Annotated in this window: 15 protein-coding genes; 5 read left to right on the top strand and 10 right to left on the bottom strand. The window is 33.9% G+C overall.

Going from position 1 to position 13,143, the window contains the following annotated elements:
* Positions 1-5: 5 nt before the first annotated feature.
* The 4 genes from ccdA to NSS74_RS15075 all read right to left on the bottom strand — a co-directional run bounded on the left by ccdA (position 6) and on the right by NSS74_RS15075 (position 2,528).
* The gene (gene ccdA, locus NSS74_RS15060) at positions 6-719 is read right to left on the bottom strand and encodes a cytochrome c-type biogenesis protein CcdA (RefSeq protein WP_002031088.1); all 714 of its coding nucleotides are present in this window, start codon (positions 717-719) and stop codon (positions 6-8) included.
* A 54-nt stretch (positions 720-773) separates the two neighbouring features.
* Positions 774-1,586, bottom strand: a complete 813-nt coding sequence (locus tag NSS74_RS15065; RefSeq protein WP_002126694.1) for a M56 family metallopeptidase — start codon at positions 1,584-1,586, stop codon at positions 774-776.
* A gap of 1 nt (position 1,587) precedes the next feature.
* Entirely contained in the window at positions 1,588-2,004 is a 417-nt protein-coding gene (locus NSS74_RS15070; protein ID WP_002031086.1) for a BlaI/MecI/CopY family transcriptional regulator, read from the bottom strand.
* Between the two features lie 125 nt (positions 2,005-2,129).
* On the bottom strand, positions 2,130-2,528 hold the full coding sequence (locus NSS74_RS15075) for a DUF3942 family protein (RefSeq protein ID WP_002031084.1): 399 nt from the start codon (positions 2,526-2,528) through the stop codon (positions 2,130-2,132).
* Between the two features lie 532 nt (positions 2,529-3,060).
* On the opposite strand from NSS74_RS15075, the gene NSS74_RS15080 reads away from it, so the two are divergent.
* Positions 3,061-3,759, top strand: coding sequence for a peptidase E (locus tag NSS74_RS15080; protein WP_002031081.1), 699 nt, complete (start codon positions 3,061-3,063; stop codon positions 3,757-3,759).
* Between the two features lie 53 nt (positions 3,760-3,812).
* Here NSS74_RS15080 and NSS74_RS15085 read toward each other — a convergent pair whose 3' ends face one another.
* Both NSS74_RS15085 and NSS74_RS15090 read right to left on the bottom strand, forming a co-directional pair.
* Positions 3,813-5,222, bottom strand: a complete 1,410-nt coding sequence (locus tag NSS74_RS15085; protein WP_340813885.1) for an MATE family efflux transporter — start codon at positions 5,220-5,222, stop codon at positions 3,813-3,815.
* A gap of 99 nt (positions 5,223-5,321) precedes the next feature.
* Positions 5,322-6,086, bottom strand: a complete 765-nt coding sequence (locus NSS74_RS15090; RefSeq protein WP_002141210.1) for a DUF2087 domain-containing protein — start codon at positions 6,084-6,086, stop codon at positions 5,322-5,324.
* A gap of 220 nt (positions 6,087-6,306) precedes the next feature.
* On the opposite strand from NSS74_RS15090, the gene NSS74_RS15095 reads away from it, so the two are divergent.
* Complete coding sequence (locus NSS74_RS15095; protein ID WP_002141209.1) at positions 6,307-7,092, top strand: MBL fold metallo-hydrolase; 786 nt, start codon at positions 6,307-6,309, stop codon at positions 7,090-7,092.
* Between the two features lie 38 nt (positions 7,093-7,130).
* Here the strand turns inward: NSS74_RS15095 and NSS74_RS15100 are convergent, their stop codons facing one another.
* On the bottom strand, positions 7,131-7,322 hold the full coding sequence (locus tag NSS74_RS15100; protein ID WP_016103101.1) for a hypothetical protein: 192 nt from the start codon (positions 7,320-7,322) through the stop codon (positions 7,131-7,133).
* 49 nt (positions 7,323-7,371) lie between these two features.
* On the opposite strand from NSS74_RS15100, the gene NSS74_RS15105 reads away from it, so the two are divergent.
* Positions 7,372-7,794, top strand: a complete 423-nt coding sequence (locus NSS74_RS15105; RefSeq protein WP_044441536.1) for a PH domain-containing protein — start codon at positions 7,372-7,374, stop codon at positions 7,792-7,794.
* A 95-nt stretch (positions 7,795-7,889) separates the two neighbouring features.
* Here NSS74_RS15105 and fumC read toward each other — a convergent pair whose 3' ends face one another.
* Positions 7,890-9,278, bottom strand: coding sequence for a class II fumarate hydratase (fumC, locus tag NSS74_RS15110; RefSeq protein ID WP_002141206.1), 1,389 nt, complete (start codon positions 9,276-9,278; stop codon positions 7,890-7,892).
* Between the two features lie 190 nt (positions 9,279-9,468).
* Here fumC and NSS74_RS15115 point away from each other — a divergent pair, with 190 nt between their 5' ends.
* Positions 9,469-10,179, top strand: a complete 711-nt coding sequence (locus NSS74_RS15115) for an SDR family NAD(P)-dependent oxidoreductase (RefSeq protein WP_088039152.1) — start codon at positions 9,469-9,471, stop codon at positions 10,177-10,179.
* 7 nt (positions 10,180-10,186) lie between these two features.
* On the top strand, positions 10,187-10,576 hold the full coding sequence (locus NSS74_RS15120; RefSeq protein ID WP_215588917.1) for a MerR family transcriptional regulator: 390 nt from the start codon (positions 10,187-10,189) through the stop codon (positions 10,574-10,576).
* A 40-nt stretch (positions 10,577-10,616) separates the two neighbouring features.
* Here the strand turns inward: NSS74_RS15120 and nhaC are convergent, their stop codons facing one another.
* Positions 10,617-12,020: a Na+/H+ antiporter NhaC gene (gene nhaC / locus NSS74_RS15125; protein ID WP_002135474.1), complete on the bottom strand. Its 1,404-nt coding sequence runs from the start codon at positions 12,018-12,020 to the stop codon at positions 10,617-10,619.
* Positions 12,021-12,415: 395 nt separating this feature from the next.
* The gene (locus NSS74_RS15130) at positions 12,416-13,075 is read right to left on the bottom strand and encodes a class I SAM-dependent methyltransferase (protein WP_098636137.1); all 660 of its coding nucleotides are present in this window, start codon (positions 13,073-13,075) and stop codon (positions 12,416-12,418) included.
* Positions 13,076-13,143: the final 68 nt, after the last annotated feature.

A 13,143-nucleotide genomic window follows, 5' to 3' on the forward strand; every position in this document is an offset into this window, starting at 1 on the left:
CATTTCTAAAATCCCGTAAATCCGCCGAATAGACGAATAAAGAACGCTGTAATTTTCGTCATTTGATTTGTATATAATAAAACCCCTGTTAAAATCATCATTCCACCGCCGATTTTCATCATGACATTGGCATAAGTAACAATCCATTTTACCTTTCCAATAAAAAATGCCATCACGAAAAACGGAACTGCAAAGCCAAGAGTATATGCCGTAATATAAAGAAGCGCACTTTCAGGATTGGTCGCCCCGAGCATAAGCACTGCAGAAAATATCGGACCAACACACGGTGTCCATCCTGCTGCATATGTCATGCCGACCAAAACTGAGCGAATATATCCTGTCGATTTACTTCTATACTGCACTTTTTTCTCTGCCATAAGCCATTTAGGCTGAAACAATCCAGTCATAAATAACCCCATCAAAACAATAAAAACCCCACCAATTTGCTGAATCAATCTTTGATTAGATGAAAAAGTAATCCCAATCCAACTCACCGATAAACCTAACGCATAAAATATAACCGAGAAACCGATCATAAAAAATACTGTATGTATAATCGCTGACTTTTGCATAATCCCACGATTTTCTTTTAAATCTTGAATAGACACACCTGTAATATATGATAAATAAGATGGATATAGCGGTAAAGAACATGGTGATATAAATGAAAGTATCCCAGCCCCTACTACTAGCCAAATTGTTAAATCCGCCGCATTCATTTTATCCCTCCTAAATACACTACAACGTGTAGTGTTAATTATTAAAAAAAGAGGCTATATGCACTCTCCGACAATAAGTACAATCGACATACAAAATAGCCCTAACGTTACATATACTGAATTTGTATGTAATGGTATATTCAGCTTAACAACTTTCTCATTCAACACTTGCTCAATTCGTAAATTAATTGCGGTTTTCGCAAACGACGCTGTAATACATTGATTTTCCATCGTCTTTATTTTAATTAACTTTAATAATGCACTACCTAGCTCAAATGAAGATTTCATTTTTTGCATCGCATATTTATCTGCTGATAGCTCTTGATATACATGATAACGCTGCAACATCCCTTTTAATATAGGAATATACATCATTCCCTCAGCTAACAATGTAAAGAAAAATAACTTTAATGGATCTCGATTTTTTTGATGATATTCCTCATGTAATACAATCGCATCAATTTCTTCCTCAGAAAATGCCTGAAACATTCCTTCTGAAATGACAATTTTCGGTCGAAATAATCCAATTGTAAATGCCGTAATCTGTAACGTTGATAATACGTACACTTGCTTTCCTTTTCTAGTAATAGACACGAGATTTCTTTTCAATCTTTTACTATAAAAAAATTGCTTCCAAATTCTTTTACTCATAATGATTACAGTAAATAACAGTAATCCGGCTATCATTATACGAAGTATTGATAGTTCCCTCATATGTTTTTGTAATTCAAATAAACAAAATTGAGAAAGGAAAAATGCTTTATTTTGAAAAAGAAATGGGTATGTAACGTAGTATACTAACATGCTTAAAAAAAGCACACTAATAGTCACTGCTAACAAAACGATTTTACGCATTTGCCACTTCATTTTATCGGTCCTCTTTTTTTAGCCGACTTAATTTCTCTTCTAATTTTTTTATTAAAGATGGATCAGCTTGTTCTAACTCATCTATCATATGGTTCACAACAAGATCTCCAAATTCACCCATTAATTCCTGTGTCATTTTCTTCGTTTGATTAGATAAAAATTCTTCCTTCGTTTGTGTAGTACGATACATACCACTTCTTTTCACAATATGCTTTTCTAAATGTGCTTTCTCTACTAATCTGTTCATAACTGTCATTACCGTATTAAAATTCACCGGGGATTCTTCACTTAATCTCTGTTGCACATCTTTAATGGTAATACCCTCAGTAGCCCAAACAATTTCCATTATTTTCGCTTCAAGCGGTCCGAAAAAGTGATTTAACCCTTGCTCATTTAACTTGTAGTTTTGAGTAAACATCGTATGGCCCCTTTCACACTACAGATTGTAGTATAAAATATATAGAAGGTCAAACATAAATGATATTAACTGATACTTAAATGAATCCTAATCTCCACTAATTAGTTATCTGTACCACGTTCGATTCATTGTAAACCTAACTTCTCTCCAAATGTATCATAGAGATAATATTCTAATATTTGCACACTAAATTTCTCATTACGCCCAAGTGCAAATAATTCCCGATCTTTAGCTACGATAGTATCTAATGGAATCACCACATTATCCACTATTTTTGTAATTTCAATTATATTACTTTCTACGTTTACTTCTGTTTTAAATTCAATATTTTCTAATACTATATGTGAACGTCTTCCTGATGCAAAAAAAGTAAAGTTAGGGTTTTTAAAAATTCCAATTTCACTCTCTAACGGATATAAATATTTATAAATTATATCTCTGTGTCCATCTTTTATTATTTTTTCATCTTTTTCATCATCTAAATATTCTTTCACCTTCGCTGCGAACTCAAATCGAAAATCCACTCTTTCACGCTCCCTCTTTTTAGTCTACGCTAATAATTATATTGATATAATTTAACTATATTATAAAATAAGTTCCTATAAAAAGTAAAAAACACTTTTGTAAAACTTTTGGTATTCCCTGTACTTTTTAAATATAAATACTCTTTCAACATTCATTAGTACGTCGTTATATTCATTTAAACATATTGTCCCCATATTTTGAAACAATATTTTCCAGTATTATATATCAATAAAGTGAAACTTTAATCAATGGGGATTTTGTTCATCCCCCATTGATTATTAGCCCACACCAATCGGGCGTTTACGGGCAGCAGGGCTCCCACCTAACTGCTTTGCTCCAATCGAATTTTGAGGCGCCCGCAAATAGCGGGATAAACTGCTTCTAATTCCTTTCTATCCACAGCTATCGACTCCTTATGCTATTTCAATATATTGTTCACTTTATTTCCCCTTATTCATTAAATCACAGAAGGAATGTAACTCCCCACTATCGAATTTTTACATAACAAATATTATTAGGTGGTGCTTTACTATGAAATTAGCTGTCATTGGTGGCGGTGATTTACAAGATCCAAATCACTTGCATATTAATGAACGACTTATAGAATTAACGAATAAACAATACCCAAAAGTATTATTCATTCCTACAGCTAGTCGTGATGATGAAGGATATATAAAGTTATTTTTAGCAACATTTGAAAAGCAATTACATTGTGAAGTTCAAATTTTACGCATTTCAACCGAAACACCTACTAAATATGAAATAGATGAGATGATTCATTCTGCCGATTTAATTTACCTTGGCGGTGGAAATTACGTTCACATGCTTGAACAATGGAAAGAACATAAACTAGATGAAAAGTTACTATTTGCTTTAAAACGTGGAACACTTATTGCAGGATATAGTGCCGGTGCTATGTGCTGGTTCACATCTAGCATTCGTTCAGATTATGAAGGTTCCGGTTATATAGAAAGTAGTGGCTGGGGTATTGTTAACAAAAGATTTTGCCCCCATTACAATCAATTAAATAGAATGAATGCCTTCCATACGTTTTTACAAACTCACCAAGGTAATATAGAAGGTATTGCATTAGAGGATAATTGCGCTTTATATATTACAGAAGGTTCATTTGAAATTATCGGTGAGCCAGATACAGCTTGGGAGTTTTATATGAATAATGGAGAACTCATTAGACAACATTTTGACATAACTTTAAAAAGTTATTTATAAGTATTCATAAAAAAATGTCCCTAAGTATAATGACTTAGGGACATTTTCATCTTTTAACTCACTAATCGTGTAATTCGTTTCTTCTGCCATGAAAGCTTATAATATGCATACTGTAATATTAAGCTGACGATGAATGCAGCTGGATACCCAATCCATACCCCTTCTATTCCAAGGCTCGTATGGTAAGAAAGATAATACGCCACAGGTACTTCAACAAGCCAAATTGATACAACACTGATTACAGTTGGCCATAATACAGTACCACTTGCTCGCATTGTCGCACTAATAATTTGTGCATGACCGAAAATTAAGTAGCTCCATAATGTAATCATGATTAGACTATGAGCAATGTCAATTGTATTTTGACTTGTTAAAAATAGTGCTAAAATATCTCTTGAGAACAAGTAAATAAGAGATATTAATACACCACCAATGATATAATTCATAATAATTCCTGCCTTAACAACTTTCTGCAATCGATCAAATTGGTTCGCACCAATTGATTGCGCTGCAAAAATTGATACCGTAATGCCGAGGCTAACTGCTGGCATTTGTACATAACTTGCAACTTGGTTCACAACGCCATACGCCGCTGTTGCATCTGAACCGTACCGATTTACAAATGCGATTACCGCGATCTCTGATAATGAAACTAATATCATATTAATACTCGCTGGAATACCGAGGCGTAACAATAATTTTAATAACTCCCCGTCCATACGAAGATATTTTCTTACTGTAACGTCTAATTGCAGTGGATGATTTTTCTTCTTTAAATACACTAGCATGACAATAAACGTAATAACTGTAGATATAACAGAAGCATATGCTGCTCCATAAACATCTAATTTCGGAGCTCCTAACCAGCCAAAAATAAGAATTGGTAATAAAATCATATTTAGCGCTGTACTTACGATTAAAAAGTAAAATGGCGTTTTTGAATCTCCTGTACCTCTCATAAATGTTGTATATGCAAAATATAAGAATAATACTGGCATAGATATAAATAAAATTCTTGCGTAATGCACACTTATTTCAATAATATTTTCTGGCGTTCCCATAAGACGCATAATATCCATCGCAAAAATACTACCTATTATCGCCAACACGACTCCGATAATAAAAGTAAACGTAAGCGTCGTACCAACGATAGCTTTTAAGCGCTCCTCATTTTTAGCACCAAATGCCTGACCAATTAAAATTGAACTACCAGAACCAATTCCAATTACAAATGAAACGAGTAGGAAAAATAACGGGAAAAATGCCGATATAGCTGCTAGATCATTTACGCCAAGCCATCTTCCTACTACTACCATTCCAAATAACTGTCCAACTGATTGTAATACATTACTTAAAAGTAACGGCACTAAAAACATGGACATCGATTTCCATATCGGCTTATGTTCCGTTTCTGACTTCTGTGACTCTACACCTTCTTTATTGTTATCTGTAGGTGGTTTCAAATTTCATTTCTCCTTTTACTAAAAATCTGTTTTTCAACTTCTATCTCTTTGTATAGTTGTTATAACGATGTGCTTCCATTCATTTTCTTTTCCGTATTATTATAACTTCACCCAATATTGGCTTCCATCAGCTGTTCTATCTAAAAACCCATATTCGATTAAATATCTTCTTAAAGTTACAAAATCCGGGTATACACTTTCTATGACAGTATTTACTTCTTTTTCATTGTACTTTTTATTACTATCAAACTTCGTCACTAAATGGCGTAATATAATTAATTTACGCTTTTGCTTCTTCGGAAATTTAGAAAGCGGTCCATCTAATCCTTCTGTAAAATGTGCTTTTAATACTTCCTCATTTTCTTCTTCCGTAATATTGTAGCGATCATCCACCATCGTTGCTGTTCTATGAATGGGTACAAATTTCGTTTGTACTTTTGATTTTTTTTCTGACAGTTCCATTAACGCTAAAAACACTTTCGCTTGCTTCATTTTTTCTCGAAGTGTAAATCGATGATTACGAATGGTTGATGTACTTCCGCCATCCATCTCTTTTACAATCTCTTTATCATTTAGCCCCATATGGAAAAACTGAACCATTTTCTTTTGCAAATCCGTTAAACCCGTATACTTCTTATCAAGATTTAATAAATAATCAAACATAGACGTATGTTCATTTTGCACATGCAATTGCACAAACTTCTCTGCTTCATACAAAACTTGATTATCTTGATAAATAACCCCCTTAATAAACGCTTCTCCACAAGCTAAACAAATATATTCCTCTGCTTCCGCTTCAAACACATACCCTTTCTTCAATTCCTCAACCGATGCATCCCAAAACTTCTCTGAAATATCACTCACACTAAACACTCCTTCAAAACGTTTATTCAAAAACCAAACAAATCACAATAACGTTTATTACCACTTCACCATCTTAACATAGCACAAACAAACATTTCAACGTTCCGTTTACCCATTTTATAAACTTTTATAAAAAAATCTATTAAACAAATTAAAAAAGGACTTAAAGCAACGAAAAGCGAATGTGTTTAATAAATGAATTTAGGATGTGAAACAAAACATGACTATTCTGCACGACCCTTGGTTTACTGTTAAACAAATCGCTCGAAATACATATGCGATTAGTGAATATGGACATTGGGAGAAAGTACATTCCTTCTTACTTGTAGGCGATACCACCGCACTCCTTATCGATACTGGACTAGGTATCGATAAGATGAAACGTATAACGGACCAACTAACAAACTTACCAATTACAGTTGTCACAACACACGTTCATTGGGATCATATCGGTAGTCACTCACAATATGAAGAAATCTATGTACATGCTTTAGAAGAAGATTGGCTCATTAACGGCATAAAAGGACTTCCTATTACTCAAATTAGACACGACATCGCTCGTGACATTACTAAACCTACACCTAAAACATTTCAACCTGAAACATTCAATCCATTTCAAGGAACACCAACAAAATTACGACAGGATGGAGACATTATTGATATCGGAAATAGGAAAATTCAAATTATACATACTCCAGTTCACTCACCAGGATATATTTGTATATACGATTATGAAACTGCGTTTTTATTCACAGGAGATTTACTTTATGAAGGCACGATTTTTGCGTTTTATCCATCGACAAATCCTGTAGACTTAGTTCAGTCTCTAAACAAAATTACAAACTTCTCTCCTATTAAACAAATTTACGGTTCACATCATACACTTGGTCTTTCTCCTACTATATTGAAAGAAGTAAAATACGCTATTCAATATTTAAGTGATAACAACCTCGTTCAACATGGAACCAACATTCACTCATTCCAAAACTTCAGTATTCAATTTTAACTACAAAAAAGGTGTTTCCACATATAGAAACACCCTTTTTACCCTTTATATATTTTATAAACAACTTCCACTAAAACTTTACTCGCTTGTACAAATACATGTTTTCGCTTTCCATCCCCAGCGAATCTATTTGAGCAGCCATTCATAATCATCATACAACTAATTATGACTAGCACTACACTTCTATTCTTGTTAGTCACTTTATGCCACTCCACTATTAAAAACTTCATTTAAATTTATCCTATCAAAAAATTTTACACGAATAACGAGGTGACTAACTTGAAGTTTAAAGCGAAAAAAAATCCATTTCACGTCATTTTTATTACATTATTTATAATTATTTTTTTCATTTCGCTATTCTTCCAAAACGAAAATTCTATTTTTTTCACTCTTATGATGCTGTTAAACATCGTGAATCTCTCTTCATTCTATTTCTCTCACTACAACATAACGGAATCTTCTCTTATTGTAAAACACGGTTTCATATTACGTACTGAAATTCCATTTGAAGATATTCGTCACATTAAATACTCTGGCAAAACACTCCGTTCAGAAAAATGGACTAGGCAGCAATTAGAAATTGATTATAATTTATTTGACTCTGTGACAACTTTCGTACCACAAGAAGAAGAAAAATTCATTTCACTCTTAAAAGAGAACTGCCCACATATGAAAGTAATGAATACGTCTTCTAACAAATAATATCTTTTGGAGCTTGCAGTAGTACAAGTGGCGGAAACATAAAATAAATATCAAAAAAAGCCAAGATTCTAAACTAAGAACCTTGGCTTTTTCTATTACTCTTTCGGAGCAATCATTTTTTTCGGATCTACAATTTCATCAAATTGCTCTTCTGTTAATAGGCCCGATTGCAATGCTGCTTCTTTTAAAGTTAACCCCTCTTTATGAGCATGCTTCGCAATTTTCGCTGCATTTTCATATCCTATATGCGGGTTTAATGCAGTAACAAGCATTAATGAACGATTCACATTCTCTTTAATTACTTCTTCATCCGCTTCAATGCCAACTGCACAATTATCATTAAATGAAACAATTGCATCTGCTAATAAGTGAGCGGATTGTAAGAAGTTATATGCAATAACTGGTTTAAATACGTTTAGCTCAAAATTACCTTGGCTCGCAGCAAATCCGATTGTTGCGTCATTTCCCATCACTTGCGCTACAACCATCGTTAACGCTTCACTTTGCGTTGGATTTACTTTACCTGGCATAATAGAGCTTCCTGGCTCATTTGCCGGAATAATAATTTCTCCTAGACCACTACGTGGACCACTTGCCAGCCAGCGTACATCGTTAGCGATCTTCATTAAATCAGCTGCTAATGCCTTTAATGCACCATGCGTATATACAACTTCATCATGGCTCGTTAATGCGTGGAACTTATTTGGTGCAGAAATAAATTGCTTACCTGTAAATTGGCTAATTTCCTCTGACACCATCTCACCAAATTTAGGATGAGCATTAATACCTGTTCCAACTGCAGTACCACCAATTGCAAGCTCTTTCATATATGTATTGCTCTCTGCAATCATACGCTCTGTTTTTTCAAGCATACGGTGCCATCCGCTAATTTCTTGTCCTAATGTTAACGGTGTTGCATCTTGTAAGTGTGTACGACCGATTTTAATAATATGTTCAAATGCAGTTACTTTTTCTGCTAATGTTTCTTTTAATTTCGTAATAGCTGGCAATACATGATTTTCTACCGCAATTACACACGCTACATGAAGTGCTGTTGGGAACGTATCATTGGAACTTTGAGACATGTTCACGTCATCATTCGGATGAATATGTACGTCAGATCCCTTTTCTTTCAAAATTTGATTACCGCGGTTTGCAATTACTTCATTTACATTCATATTCGATTGTGTACCACTACCCGTTTGCCATACGACAAGTGGAAAATGTTCATTCCATTTTTCTGCGATAACTTCATCAGCAGCTTCCACAATTGCTTGCGTCTTCTCTTCTGATAGCTTTCCTAAATTTTGATTACTAAGCGCTGCACTCTTCTTTAAAATCGCAAATGCTTTTACAATTTCAAGCGGCATATGCTCTGTTCCAATCGGAAAATTTTCCTTACTACGCTGCGTTTGTGCTGCCCATAATTTATCAGCTGGAACTTTTATTTCTCCTAATGTATCTCTTTCAATTCTGTACTCCATTTTTTCATCCCCTTGAAAATATAATACCTACATCTCTTATATTAACAGACTTTTAATCAAATGATAAGAATTCTCACTCATATATACAAATATTCAATATTTTTTTCATAAATTCCTCTTGACCTAAACTTAGGTTTAGGCTGTATCCTTTCCATTGTAACCTACTATAATGACACTGGAGGAATTCAAAATGAAAAAATATGCTTTCATAACAGGTGCGAATAAAGGGATCGGATATGAATTGGTTCGTCAATTAGCAGAAAAAGACTATCACGTATTTTTAGGTGCTCGTAATAAACAACTTGGACAACAAGCCGTAGAATCTTTAAATGTTTCAAACGTTTCCTATATTCAAGTAGACATTTCTAGTGCTCAATCCATTCAAGAAGCAATCAAAAAAATCCATGAAACGACTGACCACTTAGATTTATTAATCAATAATGCAGGCATAGCACTCGACTTCCATACGCTACCTAGTGAATTAAATATTGAAACTTTACGCCAAGGATTTGAAGTTAACTTTTTTGGAACATTCCAAATGGTGCAAGCCTTTTTACCATTATTAAAGAAATCAAGCAACAGTAAAATTATAAATGTAACAACTGACATGGCCTCACTAACAATGTTTGCTAGCGGTGAAACACACCCAATTAATACATTAGGATACAATTCTTCAAAAACAGCTATTAATGCTTTAACATTAGCATTTAGCAAAGAATTTGGTACTAACGGTCCAGCAATTTTCGGAGTAACCCCTGGTTTTACAACTACTGACCTAAATGGAAATTCCCCAGGTGGCCATACGACCAATGAAAGTGCTAAAATTATTATTAAATATGCATTAAGTGAAACAAACTATAATGGTAAAATACTAAATAAAGACGGCATTATACCTTGGTAATAAAGGGATGAATGATATGTATTATACAATTGGGCAAGTCGCCAAAATGCACCACTTAACTATTTCTCAAATACGTTATTACGATAAACAAGGACTGTTCCCTTTTCTTAAAAGAAATGAAAAAGGAGATCGCGTTTTTGATGAAGAAGCACTGAAATATTTAGAGATGATTTTATGTTTAAAAAACACCAGTATGCCAATTCAAAAAATAAAAAAATTTATCGAATGGTCTATGGTGGGGGAATCTACCATCCTTCAACGGTTGGAATTAATGAAACAACAGGAGACCAATGTCTTACAGCTCATTCAAGACACTGAAAAAAACTTAAAAAAGATACAACAAAAAATTGCTAAATATGAGGACGAAATAACTTCTTCAACTCCTATTATAAAATAAAAAATCACCTTCTACATATTGTAGAAGGTGATTTTTTATTTTATGATGCTTGCTTTCCTTTATCCGCATCATCTACATACCAAATGAACTTGCCTGTATATCCATAAATAACTGCTAAAATGAGTGATACGAAGCTTAGCCACATAAATGGAACGTATGATAATGTTGATACACCTAAAATACCAGCCATAAAAATACCATTATCAGACCATGGAACCATACCAGAAGTCAAAGTTCCACCTACTTCTGAGTTACGTGCTAATACGCGGCGATCTATTTTTAATTTATCATAGCTTTCTTCCATAATTTTTGGTGTTAAAATAAGTGATACGTACATCGCACAACCAAATATGTTAGCTAAAAACGCAACGATTAATGTAGACAATGTTACATTACCTGCAGAATTTAATTTCTTCTCAAATTTCGATACGATTACCTTTAGAACACCTAACTTTTCAAGTAATCCACCAAAACCTAATCCGAAAATAATAACAGCTACTGAACCAAGCATACCATTAATTCCACCACGGTTTAATAACTTATCGACAAACTCGACACCAGATTGAATTGAGAATCCGTTATATGCTGTTCCAATTGCCTCTCCAAAGTTCATTCCTTGGAAAAGTGTTGCCCAAATTGCACCAATTAAAGCTCCCATAGCAATTGTTGGCATAGATGGTTTCTTCATCGCCAATAGCACAATAACAATTACCGCTGGAACAAGCATCCATATTTTAATATCAAAGTGCTTTAATAAAGATTCTTTTAAAAACTCAACTCTATTTAAATCTACATTATCCCCGCCATACATCCATCCAGCAACAGTAAACATAATGCTGGTAATAATATAAGCTGGAACGTCTAATACGAGCATAGCTCGAACGTGAGCAATAACATCTACTTTCGCCATAGAAGCTGCAAGAACTGTGCTATCAGAAAGTGGTGATAATTTGTCTCCGAAATAAGCTCCTGAAAGGACTGCACCCGCAACAAGCGGAAGTGGTAATCCAAGCCCTTCACCTATCGCCATCATAGCAATACCTGCAGTTCCAACTGTTCCCCATGATGTTCCTGTCGCGATAGAAGTGATTGAACAAATAATTAAAGTTGCCAATAAGAATATGCTAGGGTGAATGAATTCTAATCCATAATAAATTAATGTAGGTACAACCCCACCAGCAATCCACGTTCCAATTAAAGCCCCAACTGCAACTAAAATAAGAATTGCTTCTAATCCATTAGAAATCCCTTTCGTAATTGCATCTTGCAATTCTTGATAACGAAATCCTAATCTTAATCCAAGCGCAATAACTAAAAACCATGAAATAAATAGCGCTAATTGAATTGGGAGATCAAAAATCGTTTGGAAGGAAAAGACGACAGCAAGAAATAGGCATAAAAGAATAATAATTTCTAGCATCGATGGTAATCTTACACTTTTCATTTTTTTCTCTCCTTACAAGTCGATAACATGATGTATGTAGTCTTACGTGTATGTAGTATACAATTAGCGAAGACAAAACAAAATTTTCATATTATTTCGATTTATTTTTCCAGTATAATATATTCACAACCCTTTCTATTGTAAAAGTAGATTGCGCTTTTCGCAATGAAAAATATAAAAAATGTTGTATTTTTATTTATTTAGATAAAAACACCTAATGAAATAAAACTTTAATCAATGAGGGTTTTATCCATCCCCACTAATTATTAACCCATAATAACCTTTTTAATATTTGCCTCAACAAAACTTTTTACTACCGCTTTCACCTCATATGTAATAATATATTTCCACATAAAAAAAGAGCATACATCATTTAATCGATGCATGCCCCTCTTTTATTTATACATATTTTGTATCTCTTCTTTATTTTTAAGTATTTCCGAAAACTTATCGCTACAACCTTTCGGAAATAAAACTCCGAGTCCATATGAATGCCCAAACTGAAAATGAGGGTATTTCACCTTGACCTCATCCCAAAACTTATACACACCGAAATCACCGTTTTTAACTTCAATATCATGAAATAATACAATACCGTTTTTCGCAACTTTAGGTAACCATGTTTTATAATCATGAGAAACAGCTTCATACGTATGATAGCCATCAATATGCAAAAGATTTATCGTTTCATCTTGAAACTCATCCAGAGCATCATCAAAAGTAGACCGAATTAAATTCCCTATATTCAGGTAGTTATCCCTCACCACTTTTTCTACTATTTGAAAAACCCCTTCTCCATATGGACCTGTATGCCCATCTCCAGCCCAAGTATCTACAGCAAAACATTTTGTGGCTAACCCACCATCTTTTACCCCCTGGCAAAAACTAAAAAATGAAGCACCTAAATGCGTACCTAACTCAACTAAAGTTGCTGGTTCTTCAAATCTTACTAAATCATATGCGAACTCTAAATGCCCACTCCACGCAGATTGTGACCGAATAATAGGACTAAAATTTTCAAATTCAAACGATGGTTTATGAGTAACCCAGTTCATCACGTATCTCCTTATACACATATTTTTAACAAACCAAATTACTCTTATCTTTATTTTTTTGGCGTCGC

The sequence above is a fragment of the Bacillus sp. FSL E2-8868 genome (genome assembly GCF_038005505.1).
GTDB classification, from domain to species: Bacteria; Bacillota; Bacilli; order Bacillales; family Bacillaceae_G; genus Bacillus_A; species Bacillus_A mycoides.